We start from the raw sequence: 24851 nt of genomic DNA on the forward strand, positions 1-24851 counted from the left end.
TCAGTTGACCGTGACCTGACCAAGCGCCGGTTTCTGTTCACGAGCCTGATTCTGGGGCGCGTAGACCTGGGTGAAGCGCACCGGCGGCAAGGTGAACTGGCCCTTCTGGGAGAAGCGCACCAAGTGCCGCAGGCGCAGCTCGCCACTGAGGGCGTCCACCGGTACCGCATACGCCATCTGGCCGGGCTCGAAGCGGGCTTTTTCCAGGGACGTCGGTTCGCTGTCGGCCTTGCCCATCAACTGGATGCCCCACGTGGTGCGCTCCACATCGGCGCCCGGCGGCAAGGGCACTTCGAGCATGCCGTAGCGCAGTGGCGTCGAGGCCTTGCTGTTGATGATCACTTCATCCAGGTAGAGGCTGTCACTGGACAACGGTTTGTTGCCCACGGCTTCGAGCTTGAAGGTGAAGGCCTCGTCCCCCGGCACCAGACGCGACAGACGCCGGGTGATGGACACCGCCATTGGCGCTATCGGCGGTTGCTGGCTCTGGAAGCTCAGTGCCGCTTGCAATGGGCGCTCCTGGGCACCGGTCAGGGTCAGTGTCGTTGGAAGCTGCGCGCCCTGCCACTGCCAGTAGGTTTCACCGGTCGCGCCCTGCTTGGCTGCCCAGCCTTCGCCCGGTGCCAAGGCCACGGCCGGCGCTGCCTGTTCGATGCTGCGCTGCAACCAGGTCAGGGCCAGGGCCCGTTCCAGGGTGGACTGCTGCGGCAACACCCGTTCCAGCAGCGCGGTGGCGCGGGCCTGATCGAAGCTCTGCAACGACAACACCAGGGCCTCGACGAACGGTTGAGAACTGAGTTCCAGTTGCTGCTGCGCCGCATCCGCTTGACGACTGAAGGCCGCCGGCAACGGCACCTTCGCCTGTTTCGCCAGGGACGCGGTCAGGACACGGGCGCTGGCCAAGCCAAGGGCCGAATCCGGCGCGTACATGACCAGGCTGTCTTCACCGCTGTCCAGTACGCTCTCGGTGCTGTCTTCACTGGCCTTCGCCAGATCGTCCATCAGGCCGCTGAGCAAGGTGTTCACCGGCAGTTGCATCTGCTTGGCGAACGACAGGATCAACGCCCGTTGCAGCAGCGGCGTATCACCGGCCTGCTTGGCATAGACCTCCAGCACCCGCTGCCAGTGTTCCGGCGGCAGGCTCAGGTCCAGGGCCTGGCTGGCGTGCCAGTCGGCGTAATAGGCATAGGCGGTGAGGAAGGCGTCCGGCTCACCGTCCTGGCCCCACCAGGTGAAGCTCGCCGACGGTCCGGCCATCTGCACCAGGCGCAAGCGGCTGTTTTGCATGATCAACCGCAAACGGTCGCGGATCTGCGGATTCGACGCCAGGGTCGGATAGGCGATGCTCAACGGCAACAGACGGCTGGCGGTCTGCTCGACGCCTCCGTACGGGTAGCTCAGCAGGTCGTCCAGGGCTGAACGGAACAACGCTTGCGGGCTGTCATCCAGACGCAGGCGAATATCGCTGGCGTCGGCCGGCAGGGTCAGCGGGGTGTCGGCGCCCGCCACGTCAACGCGCTGGCTCTGGGTGACTTGCCAGCCGTTGCCACTGGCGTTCAGGTGCATGGCCAGGGCGTCCTGGGTTTCGCCGTTCAACTGCAACTGCACGCTCAAGTCGCCACTGCTCAGTTCCATGGCCGGCAGCGCCACGTAGTTGATGCCGTTTTTCAGCTCCGCCGCCACACGCTGTTCCGCGCCGGCGTAACGGATCAGTAGTTCGGTCTTCAGCGGTTTTTCCGATTGGCTGAACGCGAACAGGCCCAGTTGCGGCTTGTCGCCCGTGCGGAAACGGGTCGGGCCGCTCCACTTCAGGTACAGCGGTTTTTCCGAGGCGATGAACTGCTTCTTCTGCCCCACCTGGCCGTCGTCCGCGATCGCCTTGGCCGTGATGCGCCAGCGGGTCAGGGAGTCCGGCATCTTGAAAGTGAAGCGGGCCTTGCCGCTGGCGTCGGTGACCAGCTCGGGCTGCCACGCGGCGGTGTCGACGTCTTCACGCCGCGGCCGCTCCAGCACCTTGACCCCACGTTCGCTGCGGTTGGCCTTGCCCGGCGCGCCGGGGCTGCCAGGCAGCGCCACGTCGTAGCTGATGAACGACAGGCTGGCACTGGTGCGCACGTTGTTACGGCGCGGGTGATAGAAGAACTGGTCGATGGTCGGCGCGACTTCCGGTTGCAGGGCATAGACCATTTCGTCCACCACGCTGACCGTCAGGTGCGCCGGGATCGCCTTGCCGGCGAACTGGGTGCTCAGGTCCACGGTCACCGTGTCGCCGGGGCGGTAAGTCGCCTTGTCGGTGACGACGGCAACGTCGATCTGCGGCGTGACCACCTTGATGCCGGCGTTCTGGAAGCTGTACTGGCCGCCCTTGGTGTAGAGCACCGAGAAGGTCAGGTTCGGCGCGAACGCGTCCTTCACCGCAATGCGCGCGCGGTATTGGGTGTCGCTGAGTTTTTCCATCTTCAGCCAGTCGCCGCCCTTGGACAGCAGCGCCGTGGCCTCGACCTTGTCCCGCTCCAGCGACAGCAACGCATCGCTGACCGGTTCCGGGAAGGTGATCAGCGCCAGCGCTTCGTCACCGGTCTTGTATTCAGGTTTGTCGAAGACGATCTCGACTGTGCCCGGCACGGCCTTGATGCCTTCACCGGTCACCGCATGGGCGGCGGCGCCGATGACCCGGCCATGGTCGTCCTTGAGCGTCAGGTTGTAGGTGCCCGGGCGCTCGAAGGTCAGGTTGAAGCCCTTGTCCTTGGCTGCCAGCTTGCCTTCGCCGGTGGTCTGGTCTTCCAGGCGCACCCAGGCGTAGCTGCCCGGCGTCACGGCCTTGGCTTGCTCGTTGCCGCCTTCGTTGGCGTAGCTGAACGCCACTTTCTGGCCGACGGCGCTGAAGCGCTGGGGAGCGCTCAGGCGGAAATTCGCCGCGCCACGGTCGATGAGGATTTCCTTGGTGGTCTTGACCCGATACGCCGCACCATCGCTGGCGAACACGGTGAGGGTGTAGCGGCTCGGCTTGTCGGCGGCCGGCAGGTCGAGGGTCGCGTTGCCCTTGGCGTCGGTGGTCACTTCGCTGCTGGTCAGTTCCACCGGGAATTGCCCCAGGTATTGCAGCTCGTTATCCACCATCGACAGTTGCTGGGCCCGCAGGCTCAGGCTCACCTTGGCATTCACCACGGGCTTGCCGTCCGGGTACAGCAACACGAGGTTACCCTTGACCGGCTCGCCAGTACGGTAATCCTGCTTGGCCAGGTTCAGGGCGATCTCGAAGTGCGGCTTGATGTATTCGGCCACACGGAAGGCGCTGCTGTAGAGCTGGTCCTTGTAGCTGAAGCGCAGTTCATAACCGCCGGCCACGGCGTTTTCCGGCAGTTGGAAACGGCCTTGGGTGCCGGCCTTGGAGTCCAGCTTCAGGGCCAGGGTTTGCAGGGCGGTGCCGGTGGCGTCCAGCACGCTGACATTCACGTCGGCGGCGGTCGGCTGTACCGAATCACGGGCATTCTTGAACTCACGGCCAACGATTTTCAGCGACACCCAATCCCCCGGCCGGTACAGCGGCCGGTCGGTGAAAGCATAGAGCTTGGTGTCGTAGATTTCGCTGTCGTAGTAGAAGTTTTCCGAGACGAATACCCCGCCCTCCTCGTCTTCACCGATGACGAACGAGCGTTCCGGGCTGACGTGCTTGAGGCGCAGCAGGCCGTCTTCATCGGTGGCACCGCTGCTCATCACACCCAGGCCGTCGGTCCACAGCACATTGACCTTGGGCACCGAACGCCCTTCATGCTTGCGTGCGGCCCAGACCAGCAGCTCGTCGCCGGCAATCTTGCTCACGGCCACGGTGTTGGAAACGAAGACCATGGTGGTCGCGCGGTACTTACCAATCAGCGCTTCCACTAGGTACAGGCCCGGTTTCAACTGACCCAGCGGCACGTAGACGTTGCCCGGCGCGACGCTGACGAACTCACTGGAGGAACCGGCCAGGTTGACCCCGGCTGGCGGCTGGATCGGCTTGGCCTGCCACAGCGGATAACGGAACTGGCTGACCACCGGCAAGCCCGGGATCAAGGCGAATTGTGCCGGTGCTTCATACGGCGTCGGCGCGACCAGGGCGTCGCCAATCTTCAATTCCGGCACTTCTTCGGTGACTTGCTGGCGGGACTCGTAGGAGAACGCCCGCTGCATCACCCGACGGGACTTGCGGTACCAGTTGTCCCACAGGTACGCGAGGGTGTTCGACAGGCCTTCGCCCTTGAACTGGCCGTCGCTGACCACGCGGTGCAGGTTCTTCTGGCGCTTGAGGAAATCCAGCGGCTTGTCGATGCGATAGACGCGGATGTCGGCACCGCCGTAGGGCTCCATGCGGAACCGACGGTAGTCGCGGCCCGGCGCTTCGAGGCGAACCATGGCCTGTTCGTCGCTGGCAAAGCTGCTGTCGGCCAGCAGGAAGAAGCTTTCACCGGCCACCGGCGTGTAGCCGCTGGGCTCCACCGTGTCTTCGGCATTCACGACAGGTGCCAGCAACAGGGCGAACAGCAGGGGCAATTTTGAACACAAGCGCAGCATGCGGGCACCGGTCATTGGGAGAGAAAGTTGAGTCGATAGACGCCGATGAAGTTGGGGTTGGCTGCGTCGGGTATCCATCGGGTGTCCTTCCAGTTCATGAGTTGTTGCAGGCTTGCGGAGCGCATGCCGTTGTCGGTAGGGGTTGTGGTGCCGGTGTGATAGGCGATGTAGCGGCCCATCCAGATCATCAGGTGCTGGTCGTCGCCCTGGTCGAAGAACATCAGGTCGCCGGGCCGGGCCTGGGCGACATCGCGGCCCACCAGGCGACTGTTGAACTGAATCAGCTTGATGGCGTTGACGTAGGGCCCGACCTTGCCGCCGCCCTGCTGCCATTGCTGGGCGAGGCGCCGTTGCGCATCGCTGAGCGGCAGTTCCGGCGGCAGGTAGCGATTGGACAGGCCATTGCTGCGCAGCCATTTTTCATCGTGGACCTTGAGCGCTTCGTTGGCGGCGAAGCGCACCAGCCCGGCGCAGTCCTGCTGATACCAGCGCGGGCTCGGGCCTCTGGTCAATTGTTCCTGGGCAATGCGCACGAACCAGGCGCGAAAGACCTGGGATTGCTGCACATCCAGTGCCGGCGCCTCGACGGCAAGCGCCGGCCCGCCGAGCAGCAACGCCAGCAGCAAGGTCAACGCGGGGTTGCGGATCCGTGCTGTCACAGCGCTTTCCATTCCAGTGGCAGCCACTGCCAGTGACCATCCGGTTCGCTGCCGGCAGGCAAGGTCAGCGCGTATTTGCCGTAGCCGCCGAGGGTGCGCAGTTTCGGGATCAGGTAGGTTTGCGCGGCGTTGTAGAACACCGGTTCCATGTCCTGGGGCAAGCTGTCGAGGGTTTCACGCTGCATCAGTTGCGCCATGGAATCCGGGCCGAAGTAGACCGGCATCAGCAGGTCCTTGGGCACGACGTCGGCCATGGGCGGGAAGCGTTTGTCGAGGGTGCCGAGGGCCTTGTCCACGAGTTTGTCATCGAGGGAGAACAGCAAGGTCGAACCGTGGCGTGCCAGGCTGACCCGCAGGAACGCCTTGCCGGTAATCGCCTCGGGCTGCTCCGCTTCCTTGGCCAGGTAAGGGCCGAAATTGGAGCTGACCTGACGCAGCCACTGGTGCGTCGAGTCTTGTTGTTTCTCGACGACCGGGAAGGCATGTTCGGCGACATTGTTTTCGTAGGCGCCGACCATCGAACCGAACAGGTTGCCCAGGTCGGCATCGAGCTTGCCATCGTCCTCATTCAGGCTCGCCACCAACAGCGGCGTGTACAGGCGCGAATCGGCGTACCAGCACAGGCCTGCGGCGCCGGCCACATGGTCGACCATGGCCTGGGCGGCTTTCTCGTCGGCGCCGAGTTTGACCAGCAACGGTTTCTGTTGCTCGGCGGCCAGGGGCAAGGCCACGCAGGCGCTGGCGCCCATGGGCATGGCTTGCCAGATTGGCTTGAAGTCGAAGTCCGGCTGGTTTTCCAGCTCGTCCATGGCCAGGAAGCTGTGCCAGCCTTTGTCGTCCATGTCGAAACGCAAACCAGCGAAATTCGGGATGAACCGCTGGTAGCCCATGGCGAGCACGCTGGCGTTGATCGAGATGCGTTGCTTGACCTCCGGCGCCTTGGGCGGCAGGCCGAAGGCTTCGGGGAACAGTTTGTCGCCGTTGAGCAAGGCGGCCAGGGCTGTGGTCGAAACACTGCCGGGTTCAACCGCGGAGCCGCTGGCCGGGTCGTACAGTTTGGTCGGGTTGGACAGCACCACCAGCTTGTCGCCATGGGAGGCGAAGAGCAGGGATTTGCTGGCGTTGTAGCTGAGTTGGTAGAGCGCAACGTCGTCACCGCCGACCTTCAGGTCGCTGAGCTTGCTCAGTTGCGCGTCATCCAGTGCGACTTTCGCCAACGGCTCCAGCACCTTCGCCAGGCCACCGCGATCCATCACCAACAGGAAATCCTTGAGGCGACCGTCCGCGCCGCGCCACAACGCGACATCGGCCGGCTGGTCGAAAAGCTCTTCGATCAGGCTGTCCTGCAGCTTGAGGTCATGCTCGTAGATGATCCGGCGCAGGCTGCCGATCAGCCCAAGGCGATCGGCATGGGCCTCGTAATAGAAGACAAAGTCCTCGGTGAGCGTGGCCTTGAGGAACGGCACCGCCAACAGGTCCTTGGGCAACTGGCTCAGGGAATGCGCCTCGAGCAAGCCGTCGGGGCGGCTCAAGCCGAGTTTTTCCAACGCCAACTCCATGGGCGGCGCCTTGGGCTTGGTCATGAACCAGCCCAACCCGGCGGCCACACCCGCTACCAGGCACAGCCCGATCAGTATCGCCGGCCAGCGGCGCACAGGTTTGGCGGCAGGGGTCGGCGTGGTCGGGGAAGCAGTGTTGTCGCTCATATTCACAAGGGCCTGTTCATCCGTGGAGCGGATACTTAGTAGTTGAAAGTCTTGACCAGCAACAGATCGCCAATGGCGCGCAGGGGCACGACAAAGGTCTCGCGTTTTTCATCGACGGTGTTTTCGTTGAGCACCAGGTTGATCTGCGAGGTGATCACCTCGTTCTGGTTGCTGGCCTCATCAAAGTTGTAGCCGCCGCTGCCGTAGTTGCCCCAATAATTCACATAGACCAGGTAGGTGCCGTGCATCGGCGCGGTCATGGTGAACATTTCAGGGCCGGGGCCGTCGACGCCATCTGGGTCGAGCCCCCCGCCGTTGCTCAGCGCCGGCCGGCCGAAGAACGCATGTTGGCCGTCGGGTGTGACGATATGCAGATCGAGTTCGGCCTGGGGGTCGTCCCAGCCCAGCACCACGCGGATCTGTGCCGGGGTGCGCAAGTTGTTGGCTTCATAGAATTGCACGCGCTTGAGGGAGCGGCCTTCGGAGCTGCGCACCTCGACGCTGTTGGAACCGGCGCCGAACGCATACGGCCGGGCGAAACGGCCCTCGTCGTCGGTATAGAGATTCAGTGGATTGCCGTTGACCGCCAGGCTATGGGGCTGGCGAGCCGTGCCCATGTCCTTGATCCGGCCCTCGATCATCGTGCGGTTGCGCTGCACGCCCCGGTCGATGGGCGGGGTGGGATAGGCGACCTGCGGGTTTTCCGTACGATCGAGCAAGCCGCTGTAGCGCCAGCCCCCGACCGGCTCCGACAGCTCGGCCGAAGGCTCGGCCCACGCCAACGGCGCACCGAGCAACACGATCAATAAAGAAAGAAAACGCACGTATGCCTCCTGCCATGCACGACGCAACCCGGCGCCCTTCCTCGGCGCTGCTTGTCATTATTCGGGTTTCGTCTGGAGGCCCCGTCACAAGGGGCCGTAGATGGCGCGAAGATTAGCTATTCGGCGGATTTTCCACAATCGGGGAACACGCGATTATGTGTGGGAAATCACGTACTGGGAGGTGGGTGAGCCGAATAATAGTCTTATTCGGCTCACGAAATGAGCCGAATAAGACTATTATTCGGCTCATTCATATTTGGACAGGCGCATGGCACCCCATTGGATCTGGCAACAGCCCGACTGGCCCGACTTCCGCTGGCAAGCTGAAGCATTGGCACCGCTGCTTCGCGAATGCGTGCAGACCCAAGGCCAGTTGCTCGGCATGACGGGCGCGGTCACGGCTTCGCTCAGCGCCCAGAGCGAACTGGATGCCTTGCTGCAAAACATCGTGACCTCGTCGGCTATCGAAGGAGAGCAATTGAATGTCGGCTCGGTGCGCTCGTCCCTGGCTCGCCGCCTCGGCCTGGAACAAGGCGACGACACGCCGGTCAGCCAACGCAGCGAAGGTTTGGCGAACCTCTTGCTGGACGCGACCCGGCATTTCAACCAGCCCCTGACTGTCGAACGCTTGCTGGAATGGCATGAGTGGTTGTTTCCTGATCAAGCCAGCGACTTTGCCCACCGACAGATCCGCGTAGGTACGCTGCGCGGTGACGAACCGATGCAAGTAGTCTCAGGCAGGTTGGTCCGCCCCACCGTTCACTTCGAGGCGCCTCCTCGCCAGGGTCTTGAACAGCAATTGCAAACGTTCATCGACTGGTTCGAAACCAGTCGTCATCAGGCCGACCTCGATCCGTTGTTGCGTGCTGGCATCGCTCATTTCTGGTTCGTCACCCTGCATCCATTCGACGATGGCAATGGCCGCCTGACCCGCACCCTGACGGACCTGGCACTGGCCCAAGGCGAAGCCCAGGCAATCCGTTTCTACGCCATGTCCGTGAGCATCCTCGACGACCGCGCCGGTTATTACCGGATTCTGGAGAACAGCCAGAAGGCCACACTGGATATCACTGCCTGGCTGACCTGGTTTCTGCAGACGCTGTTGCGCAGCCTCCAGCAGGCGATGAAGCGGATCGACAGCGTGTTTTGCAAAGCGAGATTCTGGCAAGCTCATCGCAACAGCGCGCTTACGCCTGAGCAGATCAAGGTACTCAACCGAATGCTCGATGGCGGTGAAAAAGGCTTCGAGGGCGGAATCAGCGCAGCCCAATACCAAGCGGTGGCGAAGGTTTCCAAGGCGACGGCGACCCGCCATCTCGCCGAACTGCTGGAGAAAGGCTGCCTGGAACGAATGCCCGGCGGTGGACGCAGTACCCGGTATCGGGTCAGTTATCCAGTTGGCTGAAATCCCGTGGCGAGGGAGCTTGCTCCCGCTCGACTGCGCAGCAGTCGCAATCCGACTTGATCCCAGCAGGTTGGGGGCTGCTTCGCAGCCCAGCGGGAGCAAGCTCCCTCGCCACAAAAGCAGGTCGGTGCAAGCCCGCTGTCCCGCTTCGATCCCCCTGCCCTGATTTGCCCCAAACCCCCATGTCTGCTAGTGTCGCGCCGGTTTAACAGTCAACCGGAATAGCCGCCATGGCCCGCAAAAAAGCTGCACTGGATTTCGAACAATCTCTGGCCGACCTGCAAACGCTGGTCGAACGGCTGGAGAACGGCGAATTGTCGCTGGAAGACTCGCTGACCGCCTTCGAGCAGGGTATCGGCTTGACTCGCGACTGCCAGGCGGCGCTGGCCCAGGCCGAGCAGAAGGTGCAATTGTTGCTCGAGCGCGACGGCGAGCTGACCGAAGAGCCTTTCGACGCGGAACAACCTGAATGATTGGTGCCTATCAGGCCAGCAGCCAGGCCCGGGTCAATGCTGCACTGGATACGCTGTTCAGCGCCCCGAGCCCGGAACTGGCGCGCCTGTACGAAGCCATGCGCTACAGCGTGATGAACGGCGGCAAGCGTGTGCGGCCGCTGTTGGCCTATGCCGCGTGCGAAGCCTTGGGCGGCCAGGCCGAACAGGCCAACGGCGCGGCCTGCGCGGTGGAACTGATCCACGCGTATTCGCTGGTGCACGATGACTTGCCAGCCATGGACGATGATGACCTGCGCCGCGGCCAGCCGACCACCCACAAGCAATTCGACGAAGCCTGCGCGATCCTGGCCGGCGACGGCTTGCAGAGCCTGGCGTTCAGCGCCCTGCTGGACCCGGCCCTGAGCGACTGCCCGGCGCAGATTCGCCTGGACATGGTCAGCGCCCTGGCGCTGGCGGCGGGCCCCGCCGGAATGGTCGGCGGCCAGGCCATCGACCTGGGTTCAGTGGGCCTGAAGCTGGACCAGAGCGCCCTGGAATACATGCACCGGCACAAGACCGGCGCCTTGATCGAAGCGAGCGTGCGCCTCGGCGCCCTGGCCAGCGGTCGGTCCACTCCCGAGCAATTGCAGGCCTTGCAGGTCTACGCCCGGGCCATCGGCCTGGCGTTCCAGGTGCAGGACGACATCCTCGACGTGGAAAGCGATACCCAGACCCTCGGCAAACGCCAGGGCGCCGATATCGCGCGGGACAAGCCGACCTACCCGGCCTTGCTCGGCCTCGACGCGGCCAAGGCCTATGCCCTGGAGTTGCGCGACCAGGCCTTGGCCGCGCTGCGACCCTTTGACGCGGCGGCCGAGCCGTTGCGCGACTTGGCGCGATATATCGTCGAACGACGCAGCTGATACAGGGTCAACCCATTCATAAGTGCGTATCGGCCAAGTTCCGGCCTACGCGTGGGCAGCTTGCGATCCATAAGGTAAACTGCCGCCTCTTTCTATACCTATAACGATTCGCCTGATGCCCACGACGTTTCAAGAGATTCCCCGCAAGCGCCCGACCACGCCCCTGCTGGACCGCGCCAACACGCCGGACGGCCTGCGTCGCCTGGGTGAAGCCGAGCTGGAAACCCTGGCCGATGAGTTGCGCCTGGAACTGCTCTACACGGTCGGCCAGACCGGTGGGCACTTCGGGGCGGGCCTGGGCGTCATCGAGCTGACGATCGCGCTGCATTACGTGTTCGACACCCCGGACGACCGGCTGGTGTGGGACGTGGGGCACCAGGCCTACCCGCACAAGATCCTTACCGATCGTCGCGAGCGCATGGGCACGCTGCGCCAGAAGGACGGCATCGCCGCCTTCCCGCGCCGTTCCGAGAGCGAATACGACACCTTTGGCGTCGGCCATTCCAGCACCTCCATCAGCGCCGCCCTGGGCATGGCGATTGCCGCCCGTCTGCAAAACAGTGAGCGCAAGGCCATTGCCGTGATCGGCGACGGCGCATTGACCGCGGGCATGGCCTTCGAGGCGCTGAACCATGCGCCGGAAGTCAACGCCAACATGCTGGTGATCCTCAACGACAACGACATGTCGATCTCGCGCAATGTCGGCGGGTTGTCCAACTACCTGGCGAAAATCCTCTCCAGCCGCACCTACGCCAGCATGCGCGAAGGCAGCAAGAAGGTGTTGTCGCGCCTGCCCGGCGCCTGGGAAATCGCCCGCCGCACCGAAGAATACGCCAAGGGCATGCTGGTGCCCGGCACGCTGTTCGAAGAGCTGGGCTGGAACTACATCGGCCCCATCGACGGCCACGACCTGCCTACCCTGATCGCCACCCTGCGCAACATGCGTGACCTCAAGGGGCCGCAGTTCCTGCACGTGGTCACCAAGAAAGGCAAGGGCTTCGCCCCGGCGGAAGTCGACCCGATCGGCTACCACGCCATCACCAAGCTCGAACCCCTGGACGCCCCGGCCGCCGCGCCGAAAAAGGCCAGTGGACCGAAGTATTCCAGCGTTTTCGGCCAATGGCTGTGCGACATGGCCGCCGCCGATCCACGCCTGGTGGGCATTACCCCGGCGATGAAGGAAGGCTCGGATCTGGTGGCGTTCAGCGAACGCTACCCGCAGCGCTATTTCGACGTGGCGATTGCCGAGCAGCACGCCGTGACCCTCGCCGCCGGCATGGCCTGTGAAGGCGCCAAGCCGGTGGTGGCGATCTATTCGACCTTCCTGCAACGGGCCTACGACCAGTTGATCCATGACGTGGCGGTGCAGAACCTCGACGTGCTGTTCGCCATCGACCGCGCCGGCCTGGTAGGCGAGGACGGCCCGACCCACGCTGGCAGCTTCGACCTGTCGTTCCTGCGCTGCATCCCCGGCATGCTGGTGATGACCCCGAGCGACGAAAACGAACTGCGCAAGATGCTCACCACCGGCCACCTGTTCAATGGCCCGGCGGCGGTGCGCTACCCTCGTGGCACCGGCCCGAACGCGCCTCTCTCGACCGACCTCGAACCCATCGAGATCGGCAAGGGCGTGATCCGTCGCCAGGGCAAGCAAACTGCCCTGCTGGTGTTCGGCGTGCAACTGGCCGAAGCCTTGAAAGTCGCCGATACCTTGGATGCTACCGTGGTGGACATGCGTTTCGTCAAACCCCTGGACGAAGCCCTGGTGCGCGAAATGGCCGGCAGCCATGAGCTGCTGGTGACCATCGAGGAAAACGCCATCATGGGCGGTGCCGGCGCGGCGGTCAGCGAGTTCCTGGCCCGGGAGAACATCCTCAAGTCGGTGCTGCACCTGGGCCTGCCGGACAGTTACGTCGAACACGCCAAGCCGGCGCAGATGCTCGCCGAATGCGGGCTGGACGAGGCGGGGATCGAAGCCGCGGTGCGTCAGCGGTTGCAGCTGTTGGGCCTGTAACTTCAGCCAACACAAGCTCCCTGTGGGAGCGAGCTTGCTCGCGATAGCGGTGTGTCAGCAATGAATGACCTGACTGATCCTCCGCCATCGCGAGCAAGCTCGCTCCCACAAGGGGGTTGTGCAGACCAGAAATGTCCGGAACACCCATGAAACTCCGCCTCGCCGTCACCCTCACCCTATTACCAATCCCCGACCTGCTGGCCAACACCTTCGAACGCGACCAGGCCTTGAAGCTGCCCGACATCGTGATCAGCGCCAACCGCCAGGTCGAGGCCCGTAACGACAGCAGTGCCGCCAACACCGTGTTCACCCGCGACGACATCGAGCGCTTGCAACCGGCCAGTGTCACGGACTTGCTCAGCCGCGTGCCGGGGGTGCAAGTGGCGCCGCTGGGTGGGCGCGGCAGCCTGCCGGGGATTTACATCCGCGGGACCAAATCGGCCCAGAGCCTGGTGCTGGTGGACGGCCAGCGCATCGGTAACGCCACCTCCGGTGACAGCAACCTGCAACGCCTGAACATCAACCAGATCGAGCGCGTGGAAGTGCTGCGCGGTTCGCGCTCGGTGATCTACGGCGCCGACGCGGTGGGCGGGGTGATCCAGATTTTCACCCGTCGCGGCAACACGCAGGGCCTGCAACCGCGCCTGCATGTAGGGGTCGGCAGCCACCAGACCTGGGAACGCAGCCTGGGCCTGTCCGGCGGCGACGAGCAAACCCGTTTCAACCTCGGCGCCAGCCTCGACGACAGTGACGGTAGCAACCGGACCCACGAGTCCTACGCCAGCGACCGCGACGACGATGCCAACCGCAACCAATCCTTCAGCCTGAGCCTGAGCCATGCGGCCAGCGATGACCTGGAAGTTGGCCTGAACCTGCTGGATAACCGCGGCAAAAGCGAATACGACAACCCATTCGGCCGCTTCGACCCGAGCACTTTCGAGTCCCTGCCCCAGCAACCCTACAGCGAGTTTGCGGTGAGCAGCATCAGCACCTACGTGGACGGGCGAATCAACGACGCCTGGAAATCCCGCCTGGAACTGGGCCACAGCGAGAACCGCGAAAAGACCTTCGACAAGCTCAGCGATGTCCGCGAGGTCTTCAACACCTACCGCGACTCCGTGACCTGGCAGAACGATGTGACGCTGGACGAGCGCAACAGCCTGATCGTCGGCGGCGACTGGTATCAGGACCGGGTCAACAGCAGCACGCCGTTCGACGAAGACAGCCGCTGGAACCGCGCAGCGTTCATCCAGCACCGCTTCCAGGCCGAAACGTTTTCGACGGAACTGGGCCTGCGTCGCGACCAGAACCAACAGTTTGGCGGCCAGAACAGTTGGAGCGGCACCCTCACCCTGCCAGTCAATCCGGCCAACGACCTGTTGCTGACCTACAGCGAGAGCTTCCGCGCACCGACTTTCAACGACCTGTACTACCCGGACTTCAGCAACCCTGACCTGAAGCCCGAGACGGCCAAGAGCTACGAGCTGCAATGGCGCAGCCAACTGAGCGACAGCGCCCGCCTGGAAACCTCGCTGTACCGCACCGACCTGGAGGACGCGATCATTTTTGGCCGCGACTCACGCCCGCAGAACGTCGCCTCGGCGCGCATCAACGGCTTTGAAATGGCCTATCTGCAGGATCTCTTCGGCTGGCAGGGCAATCTGGCCCTGGCCGTCATCGACCCGCGCGACCGTGACAGCGGTCACACCCTGGCCCGCCGCGCCCGACGGACCTTGAGCCTGGACCTGGACCGGCAATTCGACCGCCTCGGCCTGGGCGCCAGCTGGCAAGCGGTGAGCGGCAGCTACGACGATGAAGACAACCGCAACGCCCTGGGCGGCTATGCCCTGCTCGGGTTGCGCGGCAGTTGGGCGCTGACCCGGGAGGTGAAGCTGGAGATGAAGGTGGATAACCTGCTGGACAAGGGTTACAGCCGGGCGCTGTATAGCCATGATGGGGGGCAGTATGGGTATCGGGAGGAAGGTCGGGCGTGGTTGTTTGGGGTGACTTGGACCCCGGAATTCTGATCCAGGAACTGTGGTGCCTGGCCTGGCCTCATCGCGAGCAAGCTCGCTCCCACAGGGATTTCACAACAGGGTAACTGTGGGAGCGAGCTTGCTCGCGATTGCAGGCACCGCAGTCTACCTGTCTGGCGCAATCAACTCACATAGCCGCGCCGTCGCCTCGATCATCTGCCCACTGGGCCGTTCCAGGCCTTTGTCGTTGACCAACAACAACCGCCCCTGCGCCACCGGCCAGGTTTTCCAGGCATCGAGCTGCGCCTGTTCCGTGGCCAGGATGACTTGCGGGCTACGTTGCAGCACCGCTTCCACACTCACCTGCGGCGCCGGCACGCTCAGGTCGGCAAAAACGTTGTGGGCACCGCACACGCTCAGCGCATCGCTGATGATCTGCCCACCACCAACGGTGTACAGCGGCCGGTCCCAGACCTGATAGAACACCGGCAACGGCGGGTCCCGTCGATAGCGCTGACGTAGCGCCTCGAGACGCACGCGCAACTGCGCCGCCCGTTGCACGCCCCGCTCCGGGCGGCCGAGCTGCTGGGCGATGGCTTCGATTTGCGTGATGAGTTGGTCGAGGCTGCGGGGCTCGGCGACATGGATGGGAATGCCCAAGCCCTTGAGCTGCTCGCGCTGGGCCGGGCCGACACTGCCAGGCCAGAGCAGGAGCAGGTCGGGCTTGAGGCTGAGCAAACGCTCCATGTCCAGTTGCCCGTAACGGCCTACCGAGGGTACGTCCCTGAGCGCCGGCGGGCGTTCCCCACCATCCAGCACGCCCACCAACAGGTCGGCGGAGCCCAGTTCAACGACGATTTCCGACAGCGACGGCGCCAGGCTGACGACCCGCGAGGCGGCCAACGTCGAGGCGCTGACGGCCAGCAGCAGGACCGCCAGCCAGCGGCTCATCAGCCGAGTTGACGCGGGATGCGGTACAGGTAGAACAACACGGCAGTCGACAAGGCCAGCAGCATCAACGGCACCGCTTCCAGGCCCACGAACACCGCCAGGGCACCGATCCAGGCCGGTAGCCCGGCCACCAGAAAGGCGGCGCGGCGACGGGCCGCCAGGTCGATCCAGGCCTGGGGTTCTTCGGGCGTGTCGAGGGCTTTCTGGGTGGCGACCAGGGCCTGTTTATACGGCCCGAAAAATCGCAGGCTGACAAACATCGACGCCAGGCCGGCAATGAACAACGGCATCGCCAGCACCGGCAGAATCGCTTCGCCCTGGCCAAACACCGCGTTGATCACGAACAGTGGCAGCAAGGCCAGGGCCAGGTATTTCCACCAACTGACCGACAGCCGCCGCCGAACCTGACCGCGCGTCACGCCCGGTCGACCTCGCCTTGGTGCTCGTTGCCCATCATGTGGTCGAGCTTGCTGGCCTTGGTTGCCAAATAGAGTTTGTTGTGGGGATTGTGGCCGGTGTGCAGTGGCACACGCTCGGCCACCACGATGCCCATGTCGGTCAACGCCTTGACCTTGCGTGGGTTGTTGGTCATCAAGCGCAGCGACTTCACGCCCAGATGCTCCAGCATCGGCAGGCAGATACTGTAGTCACGCAGGTCGGCGGCAAAGCCCAGGCGTTCGTTGGCTTCAACGGTATCGGCGCCGCCATCTTGCAGTTCATAGGCGCGGATCTTGTTCAGCAGGCCAATGCCACGGCCTTCCTGGCGCAGGTACAGCAACACGCCACGACCTTCGCGGGCGATGGCCTGCAGCGCGGCCTCGAGTTGCGAACCGCAATCGCAGCGCTGGCTGAACAGGGCGTCGCCGGTCAGGCATTCGGAATGCAGGCGGCCCAGCACCGGAGAACCGTCGGCGAAATCACCCAGGCTGAGCACGACATGCTCGCGGCCGGTGGCTTCATCGAGAAAACCATGCATGGTGAATTGCGCAAAGGGCGTTGGCAGCTTGGAAGCGGCAACAAAAACGACAGGCACCGGTGTGCTCCTGATCTAGTACTGGAGTTTCGCAGAGGCGGGCATTGTAACAGCACGTCCCGACCGACGCTTAGGCTGAATTGTCGGCCATAACCATCGAAAAGTTTGATTACGGCTTCGGTGGCTTGCCATTCTCGTCGAAAGGATAAGGTTGCTTCCAATGTTCGAAAATCGGCTTGAGCTGGCCGGTTTTCACCAGCACTTCCATCCGCCGGTCGAACAGTTCGCTCAATGCCCGTCCGTTGGCGTTGTTGGCAAAGCCCAGGTAGAGGGGCAAATTGATCAGCGGCGAGAGTTTGAACTGCTTCGGGTTATCGGCCTTGGCGAGCACTTCTTCGATTTCCATCGACGCATCGATGTAAAAATCCGCTCGCTCATGGATCAGCATCGGCAAGATACCCACCGCCCGGTGGATCTCATTGAAACGCCGGATGTTGGGCAGGTAGTTGTTGTATTCGTACCCGCGCATCCATACCAGCCGATAATTGCCAATCGTCGCCAGGGTGGGCGTCGGCTTGGAGGCCAACCCCAAGGCATAGATGTGATCGACGTCGTAATGCCACTTCGGGTAAAGCACGCCTTCGGATTCATCCCGATAGGCGCCAACCTGCACGTCGACCTCGCCGCGCTGCACCAACCCGATCGAACGGGTGTAGGGCACACTGCGGATTTCCAACTTGACGCCTTCAGGCTCGAACACCGCGCGCAAGATGTCCCAGCCCATGCCCTGGCCATCGGCCTGGGTGTAATCGGCCCACTCCTCGCTGGCCGCTCGGACCTTGTCGGGCAGCGGCGCCGACTCGGCCACCCTCACCCCCACACAGGTTCCTAGACACAGCAACAGCAGTAGTGCGCGGCTTACGCCCATGCCTGGCTCCTTCAGGTGAAACACCACACCAATCCTTGCATTGCCAGCCAGGCGAAAACCCCGGCCAATACATCGTCGAGCATGATCCCGACACCTCCGTGCACATGTCGGTCGATCCAGCGGATCGGCCATGGCTTGAGGATATCGAAGAAACGGAACACCAGAAATCCCGTCAGCAGCCAATACCAGCCTTCCGGCACCAGCCACAAGGTGATCCACATGCCGACCATTTCGTCCCAGACGATGCCTTCATGATCGTGCACCCGCAGGTCGTCCGCCACTTTGCCGCACAGCCAGAAGCCAAACAGCATGGTGATGCCGAGCATCAACCAGTAGCCCCAGTCCGGCAACATCTGCCACAACGGTATGAAGGGTAGCGCAACCAGCGAGCCCCAGGTGCCCGGCGCTTTAGGTAAAGTGCCCGAACCAAAGCCAAATGCCAGGAAATGCCAGGGATTGCGCCAGACCGAAGGCGGAACGAACTCTGCCGGGACCTGGTTGGGATGATCTGTCACGGTGTCTCCCGAAAATGTTGATAGCCCCGTACGTGCGGGGTGATGTCGTGCCCGTCGCTGTCCACCAGCGTGACGCCTTGCCCGGCCAGTACGCAGCCGATCACATGGATCGGCCAGCCTTCGGCCTGCAACGCCATCAGTTGGCTCGGTGGCAGGGCGAACAGCAGCACGTAATCGTCACCGCCGCTCAGGGCGGCCTGCGCGGCATCGGCCCCGCCAAGAAACGCTACCAGAGCGTTGGACAGCGGCAGTCGGTCCCGTTCAACCTGCAAGGCTACCCCGGACGCCAGGGCGATATGCCCGCAATCGGCCAGCAGGCCATCGGAAATATCCATCGCCGCGCGGCCCTTTCCCCGCAACGCCAGGCCCAAGTCGATCTGCGGTCGGGGCGACCAATAATGAGCCAGCAGCGGCTCGGCAATCCCAGGCTCGGCGCGACGCTGGCCGAGCACCAACGGCAAGGCGCCAGCGGCATTGCCCAGTTCGCCGCCGACACACAGCAGGTCGCCGGGCTGCGCGCCGCTGCGGGTCAAGGCCTGGCCGGACGGCACGTGGCCGAACACGGTCATGGTCAGGCTCAACGGCCCACGCGTGGTGTCCCCTCCCACCAGCGCCATGCCACAGGCCTGGGCCATCTGGTTCAAACCGCGGGCATAGGCTTGCAGCCAATCGGTGGTCACCGTCGGCAAGGTCAGGGCAAGGGTAAAGGCCAAAGGCTTGGCGCCCATGGCAGCCAGGTCGCTGACCGCCACGGCCAGCGAGCGCTGGCCGAGCAGGAACGGGTCGCAAGGGTCTGGAAAATGCACACCGGCCACGAGCGTGTCGGTGGAGACCGCCAGCTGTTCCCCGGGAGGAACGGCCAGCAAGGCGCAGTCGTCGCCGATCCCCAGCGCAACGCCCTCGCCGCCCTGCGCGCAAGGCGCGGCGGCGAAGTAGTTACGGATCAGCTCAAACTCACCCATTGGGATAACAAGCGCCAATCAGCGCTTGAACGCCTTTACTTCAGCTTCACGCAGGCGCGGGGCGAGCTTGTCGAGCACACCGTTGACGAACTTGTGGCCATCGGTGGAACCGAAGACTTTCGCCAGTTCGATCCCTTCGTTGATCACCACGCGGTACGGTACGTCGACGCGCTTGAGCAGTTCCCAGGTGGACAGGCGCAGAACCGCCAGCTCGACCGGGTCCAGCTCTTCGATGGTCAGGTCCAGGCAAGGCGTGAGCGCGGTGTCGATTTCGGTCTTGAACTGTGGAACCCCATGCAGGATCTCGCGGAAATAAGCACCGTCGACATCGCTGAAATCGTTATCGACCCGAAACTGCGCTTCGATCTCGTTCAGCGATTGCTTGGCCATGTGCCATTGATACAGCGCCTGGGTCGCGAGCTGACGGGCTTCGCGACGCTTGACGCTTTTCGATGGCTTGCCGGCGTCCGCAGGCTTTGGATCGCGCGGGTTGAAACGATCGCTTTCGTCGCTAATCACTTGGCCTCCAACTGCGCCAGCAGGCTGACCATTTCCAGGGCGGACAGGGCAGCTTCGGCACCTTTGTTACCGGCCTTGGTGCCGGAACGTTCGATGGCTTGTTCGATGGAATCAACGGTCAGCACGCCAAAAGCGACCGGCACGCCGAATTCCATGGACACCTGGGCCAGACCCTTGGTGCACTCGCCAGCCACGTATTCGAAGTGCGGAGTACCGCCACGAATGACCGCGCCCAGGGCGATGATCGCCGCATATTCGCCCTTTTGAGCGACTTTCTGCGCAACCAGCGGAATTTCGAAGGCGCCAGGGGCGCGGATGATGGTGATGTCGCTTTCGCTCACGCCATGGCGAACCAAGGCATCGACCGCACCGCCTACCAGGCTCTCGACCACGAAACTGTTGAAACGGCCCACTACCAGAGCGTAGCGGCCTTTAGGGGCGATGAAGGTACCTTCGATGGTCTTCAGGGTCATTCGTCAGATCTCTTAAAGAGCCAGAGCGCGTTCTATACGCGCTCCTTCAGTGATATTAGCCACGAATTACAGCACTCGCAGATCCCGTATTGCCGCTCACTTGCGTACCTTTGTGGCGAGGGGATTTATCCCCGCTGGGCTGCGAAGCGGCCCCTGTTTTGGGACTGCTGCGCAGTCCAGCGGGGATAAATCCCCTCGCCACAATAATCTAACAAGCCTGAACAACAATGCCGGAATCTCCGGGCCATTATTCGGAGGGCACGTATTCTACAACTTCCAGATCGAAACCGGATATCGCATTAAATTTCATCGGTGCGCTCATCAGGCGCATTTTACGCACGCCCAGGTCACGAAGGATCTGCGAACCGGCACCGACGATGCTGTAGGTGGTCGGTTTTTTCACCACTGCCTGATCGCCGGTTTCACGAATGTGCGCCAGCAGCACGTCGCCATCGAGCGGGTGGCCGAGCAGCAACACCACGCCGCTGCCGGCCTCGGCCACCGCGGCCATGGCGGCCCGCAGGCTCCAGCGGCCGGGTTGCTTGACCATCAGCAAATCGCGCAGCGGGTCCATGTTGTGCACCCGCACCAGGGTCGGTTCTTCGGCGCATACGGTGCCCAGGGTCAGCGCCATGTGCACGTCGCCTTCCACCGAGTCGCGGTAGGTCACCAGGTTGAACTGGCCCAGTTCGCTGTCCAGCGGCTGCTCGGCAATCCGCTGAACGGTACGTTCGTGGATCATCCGGTAGTGGATCAGGTCGGCGATGGTGCCGATCTTGATGTTGTGTTCGGCGGCGAAGGTTTCCAGTTCAGCGCGGCGGGACATGGTGCCGTCGTCGTTCATCACTTCACAGATCACGCCGCTGGGCTCGAAACCGGCCATGCGCGCCAGGTCGCACGCCGCTTCGGTGTGGCCGGCGCGGGCCAGGGTGCCGCCGGCCTGGGCCATCAGCGGGAAGATATGGCCCGGGCTGACGATGTCTTCGGCCTTGGCGTCCCGAGCGGCGGCAGCCTGTACGGTGCGCGCGCGATCAGCGGCGGAGATCCCGGTGGTCACGCCTTCGGCGGCCTCAATGGACACGGTGAACTTGGTGCCGAAGCCCGAGCCGTTGCGTGGCGCCATCAGCGGCAGCTTCAGCAGTTCGCAGCGCTCGCGGGTCATCGGCATGCAGATCAGGCCACGGGCGTGCTTGGCCATGAAGTTGATGTGTTCGGCCTTGCAGCACTCGGCGGCCATGATCAGGTCGCCTTCGTTCTCGCGGTCTTCGTCATCCATGAGGATGACCATCTTGCCTTGGCGGATGTCTTCAACCAGTTCTTCGATGCTATTGAGCGCCACGCGGCACCCCCTTGGGTCAGGATTTGAGGTAGCCGTTGGCGGCCAGAAAACTTTCGGTGATGTTACCCGCGGCCGGCTCTGCGGCCTTGTCGCCCAACAGCAGGCGTTCCAGGTAACGGGCCAGCAAGTCGACTTCCAGGTTGACCCGCCGACCTGGCCGGTACGAAGCCATGATGGTTTCGCTCAACGTGTGGGGAATGATCGTCAGCAGGAATTCGGCGCCATCCACCGCGTTGACCGTCAGGCTGGTGCCGTCGACGGTGATCGAGCCTTTATGGGCGATGTACTTGGCCAGTTCCTTCGGGGCGCGGATGCGAAACTCCACGGCCCGGGCGTTATCCGTGCGCGAAACCACTTCGCCGACGCCGTCCACGTGGCCGCTGACCAGGTGCCCGCCCAGGCGAGTGGTGGGGGTCAGGGCTTTTTCCAGGTTGACCGGGCTGCCGCTCTTGAGGTCGTTCATGGCCGTGCAGTCGAGGGTTTCGCGGCTGACGTCCGCCAGGAAGCCGTTGCCTGGCAGTTCGACGGCGGTCAGGCAAACGCCGTTTACCGCGATGCTGTCGCCCAGCTTGACGTCGCTCAGGTCAAGCTTGCCGGTTTCGACGTAGACCCGCACATCGCCGCCCTTGGGGGTGAGTGCACGGATGCTGCCGATGGATTCGATGATGCCGGTAAACATGGAGTCCTCCTCGAGAACGGGCCGCCGCGTGAGCGAAAGCCGGGAATTATACGCTGGCCGGTGGAACGGGAACGGCGATGACTCGCCAGTCATCGCCCACGGCGCGGATTTCGGTGATTTTCAGCTGGGGAGCGTCCTTCATCTGCGCCAGCGGCCAGTCCAGCAGTGGCCGCGCCGAAGAACCGAGGAACTTGCCGGCGATGAAAATCTGGAACTCGTCCACCAGCCCCAGTCGGGCGAAAGCCCCTGCCAGGCGCGGACCGGCCTCCACCAGCACTTCATTGACATCCCGGGCTGCCAGCGCTACCAGCAGCCGACGCAGATCGACCTGGCCGTCATCGCCTGCCACGATCATGCATTCAGGACCGTTGGCGTACTGTTCTTCCACCGCCATGCAGGTAGCGACCAGCGCCGGGCCGGCCTTGAAAAACGCCGCATCCAGCGGCACCCGCAGGCGCCCGTCCACCAGCACCCGCAACGGCGGACGGCTCATGACCAACGCAGTCTGCTCGACATCCAGCCCCAGCTCATCGGCGCGCACGGTCAGCCGGGCATTGTCCGCCAGCACCGTGTCGGCGCCGGTCAGCACCACACTGGCCTGGGCGCGCAGGCGTTGGACCGCCGAACGTGCGGCCGGGCCGGTGATCCACTGGCTTTCGCCGCTTTCCATGGCAGTGCGGCCATCCAGGCTCATGGCGAGCTTGACCCGCACGAACGGCAGGCCCTGTTCCATGCGTTTGAGAAAACCCTCATTGAGCTTGCGCGCCTCACCTTCCAGCACGCCGCTTTCGGTAGCGATACCGGCCTGGGCCAGGCGTTGCAGGCCGCGCCCGGCGACTGCCGGGTTAGGATCCTGCATCGCTGCCACCACCCGCGCCACGCCAGCGTTGACCAGCGCATCGGCACAAGGCGGGGTACGCCCGTGATGACTGCAAGGCTCGAGGGTCACGTAGGCCGTGGCGCCCCGGGCCTTGTCACCGGCGGCCCGCAGGGCATGGACTTCGGCATGGGGCTCGCCAGCGCGGATGTGCCAACCTTCGCCGACAATCTGCCCGTCACGCACGATCACGCAACCGACCCGGGGGTTGGGGTGGGTGGTGTAGTGACCGCGCCGCGCCAACTCCAGGGCACGGGCCATGTAGTGGGCGTCGAGGACGGCCTGCTGCGCCGGGATAGTCATTCTTTCACCGGTTCGCGGGCCAGGCGGTCGATTTCTTCACGGAACTCGTTCAGGTCCTGGAAGCGCCGGTATACCGAGGCGAAACGGATGTAGGCGACTTCGTCGAGCTTCTGCAGCTCGGCCATCACCAACTCTCCGACCACCAGGGACTTGACCTCGCGCTCGCCGGTGGCCCGCAGCTTGTGCTTGATGTGCACCAGCGCCGCTTCCAGGCGCTCGACGCTCACCGGACGTTTTTCCAGGGCGCGCTGCATGCCGGCGCGCAGTTTTTCTTCGTCGAACGGCTGGCGGCTGCCGTCGGTTTTGATCAGGCGCGGCAACACCAGTTCAGCGGTCTCGAACGTCGTGAAACGCTCGCCGCAAGCCAGGCATTCGCGGCGGCGGCGGACTTGTTCGCCCTCGGCGACCAGTCGCGAGTCGATGACCTTGGTGTCGTTGGCACCGCAGAAGGGACAGTGCATGGTGGCAGGCAACAAAAAAAGGGAGGGCCATGGTAGCGCATCCCACTGGCAAGACAAGCCATAGGGTTTACGGTATACAGACGGGCTTACCGTCAGATCCATGGAATTCACCTTGCTGGAGCCACACATGCCGCTACGATCGCTCGCTTTGCTCAGTTTTTTCAGCCTGCTGATGGCGTGCAGCAGCGATGCCCCCAAGCCCGCCGCGCCCGCTCCGGCCCCCGCGCCGAAACAAGCCCAGGAAAAGGCCCGGCAGGCCACCGAGTTGGGACCGCTGCCGGCGTACCAGCGCGAGTTGAGCGGCACCCTGCAAGGCGTGCCGGCCGGAGCCGAAGTGGAACTGGCGCTGCTGGTGATCGACGACAAGGACCGTCCCCAACAACTGCTTGCCAGTTCCAGCCTGATCGGCACCAACCAGGCCCTGCCCTTCCGCTTGCGCTTCAACCCGGAAGCCTTCCCGGTGGGTGCCCGCGTGGAACTGCGTGGCCGCGCCAGCCAGTCCGGTCAACTGATCCTGCACTTGCCGGAACAACGCATCAGCCAACCGACCACCCAGGCATTGGGCACCCTGCAATTCGTCAAAGCGCCATGAGGGCACCGCAGGACCTGCAACGGGCGTTGAGTGAATTGCTTGGCGACGCACGCCTGGTGGCTTGTCCGCTACCCGGCGCTGACTTGAAGTTGTGGCTGATCGACGGCGACAACATGGACCGCGCCTTCAGCCCGGAAGAAACCCGGCGCATTCTCCACGAGCCACCCTATTGGAGTTTCTGCTGGGCCAGCGGCTTGGCGATGGCCCGCTACCTCGCCGAGCAGCCGCAGTGGGTCGAAGGCAAACGGGTGCTGGATTTTGGTGCCGGTTCCGGCGTGGCGGGCATTGCGGCGGTCAAGGCCGGGGCGCTGGAAGTGGTGGCTTGCGATCTCGACCCGCTGGCAATTGCCGCCTGCCAGGCCAATGCCGCGCTCAATGGCGTGGAGCTGGGTTATTCGACGGACTTTTTCGCCGAGGCTGATCGTTTCGACCTGATCCTGGTCGCCGACGTGCTCTACGACCGGGCCAACCTGCCGCTGCTCGACCAGTTCCTCAGCCGTGGTCGCGAGGCGTTGGTGGCCGACTCCCGGGTGCGGGATTTCCAGCATCCGCTGTACCGGCGCATCGAAATGCTCCAGGCCATGACCCTGCCGGACCTGGCCGAGCCGGAAGAGTTTCGCCATGTGAGCTTGTACCACGCGCGGCGCGCCTGAAAAGCTTCGCGAGCAAGCCCGCTCCCACAGGGGGCGCATGAGCACTTGAGTTCCCTTGTGGGAGCGAGCTTGCTCGCGATGGGGCCCTGCCAGTCAACACACCTCTTACCACCACCCCGCTTTCAGCCACC

23 protein-coding genes are annotated in these 24851 nt (G+C 63.7%); 7 read left to right on the forward strand and 16 right to left on the reverse strand.

Translation table 11 applies throughout. The annotated features are described in order from the left end of the window. From AB7M32_RS01175 to AB7M32_RS01190, 4 genes are read right to left on the reverse strand one after another with little or no spacing between them, the layout of a single operon-like run. A complete protein-coding gene (locus AB7M32_RS01175; protein ID WP_454252085.1) occupies positions 1–4569 on the reverse strand; it encodes an alpha-2-macroglobulin family protein in 4569 nt (1522 codons plus the stop codon). After that, positions 4566–5225, reverse strand: coding sequence for a DUF1175 domain-containing protein (locus AB7M32_RS01180; protein ID WP_454248872.1), 660 nt, complete (start codon positions 5223–5225; stop codon positions 4566–4568). The genes AB7M32_RS01175 and AB7M32_RS01180 overlap by 4 nt, the downstream gene beginning before the upstream one ends. After that, positions 5210–6919: a DUF2138 domain-containing protein gene (locus tag AB7M32_RS01185; protein WP_454248873.1), complete on the reverse strand. Its 1710-nt coding sequence runs from the start codon at positions 6917–6919 to the stop codon at positions 5210–5212. Before AB7M32_RS01185 ends, AB7M32_RS01180 begins: the two co-directional genes overlap by 16 nt. Before the next feature lie 35 nt (positions 6920–6954). Then, a complete protein-coding gene (locus AB7M32_RS01190) occupies positions 6955–7743 on the reverse strand; it encodes a YfaP family protein (protein ID WP_454248874.1) in 789 nt (262 codons plus the stop codon). Positions 7744–8011: 268 nt separating this feature from the next. Between AB7M32_RS01190 and AB7M32_RS01195 the strand changes: the two genes are divergently transcribed. The 5 genes from AB7M32_RS01195 to AB7M32_RS01215 all read left to right on the forward strand — a co-directional run bounded on the left by AB7M32_RS01195 (position 8012) and on the right by AB7M32_RS01215 (position 14546). After that, on the forward strand, positions 8012–9148 hold the full coding sequence (locus AB7M32_RS01195; protein ID WP_454248875.1) for a Fic family protein: 1137 nt from the start codon (positions 8012–8014) through the stop codon (positions 9146–9148). A 230-nt stretch (positions 9149–9378) separates the two neighbouring features. Continuing rightward, positions 9379–9621, forward strand: coding sequence for an exodeoxyribonuclease VII small subunit (locus AB7M32_RS01200; RefSeq protein WP_003185917.1), 243 nt, complete (start codon positions 9379–9381; stop codon positions 9619–9621). Next, positions 9618–10505 carry a (2E,6E)-farnesyl diphosphate synthase gene (gene ispA / locus AB7M32_RS01205; RefSeq protein WP_072410429.1) on the forward strand — a complete coding sequence of 296 codons (888 nt, stop codon included), beginning with the start codon at positions 9618–9620 and terminating at the stop codon, positions 10503–10505. The genes AB7M32_RS01200 and ispA overlap by 4 nt, the downstream gene beginning before the upstream one ends. Positions 10506–10620: 115 nt before the next feature. After that, the gene (dxs, locus tag AB7M32_RS01210) at positions 10621–12519 is read left to right on the forward strand and encodes a 1-deoxy-D-xylulose-5-phosphate synthase (RefSeq protein WP_454248876.1); all 1899 of its coding nucleotides are present in this window, start codon (positions 10621–10623) and stop codon (positions 12517–12519) included. Positions 12520–12665: 146 nt separating this feature from the next. Next, entirely contained in the window at positions 12666–14546 is a 1881-nt protein-coding gene (locus AB7M32_RS01215; RefSeq protein WP_454248877.1) for a TonB-dependent receptor domain-containing protein, read from the forward strand. A 114-nt stretch (positions 14547–14660) separates the two neighbouring features. On the opposite strand, the gene AB7M32_RS01220 is transcribed toward AB7M32_RS01215, so the two are convergent. The 12 genes from AB7M32_RS01220 to nrdR form a co-directional block, all read right to left on the reverse strand. After that, positions 14661–15446 (reverse strand): cobalamin-binding protein, encoded by a 786-nt coding sequence (locus AB7M32_RS01220; protein ID WP_454248878.1) that lies wholly within the window; start codon positions 15444–15446, stop codon positions 14661–14663. After that, entirely contained in the window at positions 15446–15865 is a 420-nt protein-coding gene (locus AB7M32_RS01225) for a hypothetical protein (protein ID WP_060740421.1), read from the reverse strand. The genes AB7M32_RS01220 and AB7M32_RS01225 overlap by 1 nt, the downstream gene beginning before the upstream one ends. Further along, a complete protein-coding gene (gene ribA, locus AB7M32_RS01230) occupies positions 15862–16479 on the reverse strand; it encodes a GTP cyclohydrolase II (RefSeq protein WP_014340439.1) in 618 nt (205 codons plus the stop codon). The genes AB7M32_RS01225 and ribA overlap by 4 nt, the downstream gene beginning before the upstream one ends. 109 nt (positions 16480–16588) lie before the next feature. Next, the gene (locus AB7M32_RS01235) at positions 16589–17347 is read right to left on the reverse strand and encodes a substrate-binding periplasmic protein (protein WP_454248879.1); all 759 of its coding nucleotides are present in this window, start codon (positions 17345–17347) and stop codon (positions 16589–16591) included. An 11-nt stretch (positions 17348–17358) separates the two neighbouring features. Further along, complete coding sequence (locus AB7M32_RS01240; RefSeq protein ID WP_053125805.1) at positions 17359–17862, reverse strand: phosphatidylglycerophosphatase A family protein; 504 nt, start codon at positions 17860–17862, stop codon at positions 17359–17361. Next, complete coding sequence (gene thiL / locus AB7M32_RS01245) at positions 17859–18824, reverse strand: thiamine-phosphate kinase (protein ID WP_454248880.1); 966 nt, start codon at positions 18822–18824, stop codon at positions 17859–17861. The genes AB7M32_RS01240 and thiL overlap by 4 nt, the downstream gene beginning before the upstream one ends. A gap of 18 nt (positions 18825–18842) precedes the next feature. Beyond that, complete coding sequence (nusB, locus tag AB7M32_RS01250) at positions 18843–19343, reverse strand: transcription antitermination factor NusB (protein WP_003185935.1); 501 nt, start codon at positions 19341–19343, stop codon at positions 18843–18845. Next, entirely contained in the window at positions 19340–19816 is a 477-nt protein-coding gene (ribH, locus tag AB7M32_RS01255; protein WP_003206025.1) for a 6,7-dimethyl-8-ribityllumazine synthase, read from the reverse strand. Before ribH ends, nusB begins: the two co-directional genes overlap by 4 nt. Before the next feature lie 247 nt (positions 19817–20063). Next, complete coding sequence (ribBA, locus tag AB7M32_RS01260) at positions 20064–21155, reverse strand: bifunctional 3,4-dihydroxy-2-butanone-4-phosphate synthase/GTP cyclohydrolase II (protein WP_024617563.1); 1092 nt, start codon at positions 21153–21155, stop codon at positions 20064–20066. 16 nt (positions 21156–21171) lie between these two features. Further along, a complete protein-coding gene (locus tag AB7M32_RS01265; RefSeq protein WP_053125813.1) occupies positions 21172–21834 on the reverse strand; it encodes a riboflavin synthase in 663 nt (220 codons plus the stop codon). A gap of 46 nt (positions 21835–21880) precedes the next feature. Beyond that, positions 21881–23014: a bifunctional diaminohydroxyphosphoribosylaminopyrimidine deaminase/5-amino-6-(5-phosphoribosylamino)uracil reductase RibD gene (ribD, locus tag AB7M32_RS01270; protein ID WP_454248881.1), complete on the reverse strand. Its 1134-nt coding sequence runs from the start codon at positions 23012–23014 to the stop codon at positions 21881–21883. Then, positions 23011–23475, reverse strand: a complete 465-nt coding sequence (nrdR, locus tag AB7M32_RS01275) for a transcriptional regulator NrdR (protein WP_013694316.1) — start codon at positions 23473–23475, stop codon at positions 23011–23013. Before nrdR ends, ribD begins: the two co-directional genes overlap by 4 nt. 127 nt (positions 23476–23602) lie before the next feature. Between nrdR and AB7M32_RS01280 the strand changes: the two genes are divergently transcribed. Both AB7M32_RS01280 and AB7M32_RS01285 read left to right on the forward strand, forming a co-directional pair. After that, complete coding sequence (locus tag AB7M32_RS01280) at positions 23603–24067, forward strand: YbaY family lipoprotein (RefSeq protein WP_072346358.1); 465 nt, start codon at positions 23603–23605, stop codon at positions 24065–24067. Beyond that, positions 24064–24720, forward strand: a complete 657-nt coding sequence (locus AB7M32_RS01285) for a class I SAM-dependent methyltransferase (protein ID WP_454248882.1) — start codon at positions 24064–24066, stop codon at positions 24718–24720. The genes AB7M32_RS01280 and AB7M32_RS01285 overlap by 4 nt, the downstream gene beginning before the upstream one ends. Positions 24721–24851 lie beyond the last annotated feature (131 nt).

This window comes from Pseudomonas sp. R151218B TE3479 (assembly GCF_053629195.1).

Excerpts from the sequence above, each read along its gene's own strand:
- AB7M32_RS01265 (WP_053125813.1), bottom strand. The coding sequence starts at position 21,834 with ATGTTTACCGGCATCATCGAATCCATCGGCAGCATCCGTGCACTCACC.
- thiL (WP_454248880.1), bottom strand. The coding sequence starts at position 18,824 with ATGGGTGAGTTTGAGCTGATCCGTAACTACTTCGCCGCCGCGCCTTGC.
- AB7M32_RS01235 (WP_454248879.1), bottom strand. The coding sequence starts at position 17,347 with ATGGGCGTAAGCCGCGCACTACTGCTGTTGCTGTGTCTAGGAACCTGT.
- ribH (WP_003206025.1), bottom strand. The coding sequence starts at position 19,816 with ATGACCCTGAAGACCATCGAAGGTACCTTCATCGCCCCTAAAGGCCGC.
- AB7M32_RS01220 (WP_454248878.1), bottom strand. The coding sequence starts at position 15,446 with ATGAGCCGCTGGCTGGCGGTCCTGCTGCTGGCCGTCAGCGCCTCGACG.
- ribD (WP_454248881.1), bottom strand. The coding sequence starts at position 23,014 with ATGACTATCCCGGCGCAGCAGGCCGTCCTCGACGCCCACTACATGGCC.
- ispA (WP_072410429.1), top strand. The coding sequence starts at position 9,618 with ATGATTGGTGCCTATCAGGCCAGCAGCCAGGCCCGGGTCAATGCTGCA.
- AB7M32_RS01180 (WP_454248872.1), bottom strand. The coding sequence starts at position 5,225 with ATGGAAAGCGCTGTGACAGCACGGATCCGCAACCCCGCGTTGACCTTG.
- AB7M32_RS01195 (WP_454248875.1), top strand. The coding sequence starts at position 8,012 with ATGGCACCCCATTGGATCTGGCAACAGCCCGACTGGCCCGACTTCCGC.
- AB7M32_RS01175 (WP_454252085.1), bottom strand. The coding sequence starts at position 4,569 with ATGACCGGTGCCCGCATGCTGCGCTTGTGTTCAAAATTGCCCCTGCTG.
- nrdR (WP_013694316.1), bottom strand. The coding sequence starts at position 23,475 with ATGCACTGTCCCTTCTGCGGTGCCAACGACACCAAGGTCATCGACTCG.
- AB7M32_RS01200 (WP_003185917.1), top strand. The coding sequence starts at position 9,379 with ATGGCCCGCAAAAAAGCTGCACTGGATTTCGAACAATCTCTGGCCGAC.
- AB7M32_RS01185 (WP_454248873.1), bottom strand. The coding sequence starts at position 6,919 with ATGAGCGACAACACTGCTTCCCCGACCACGCCGACCCCTGCCGCCAAA.
- AB7M32_RS01285 (WP_454248882.1), top strand. The coding sequence starts at position 24,064 with ATGAGGGCACCGCAGGACCTGCAACGGGCGTTGAGTGAATTGCTTGGC.
- AB7M32_RS01215 (WP_454248877.1), top strand. The coding sequence starts at position 12,666 with ATGAAACTCCGCCTCGCCGTCACCCTCACCCTATTACCAATCCCCGAC.
- dxs (WP_454248876.1), top strand. The coding sequence starts at position 10,621 with ATGCCCACGACGTTTCAAGAGATTCCCCGCAAGCGCCCGACCACGCCC.
- AB7M32_RS01280 (WP_072346358.1), top strand. The coding sequence starts at position 23,603 with ATGCCGCTACGATCGCTCGCTTTGCTCAGTTTTTTCAGCCTGCTGATG.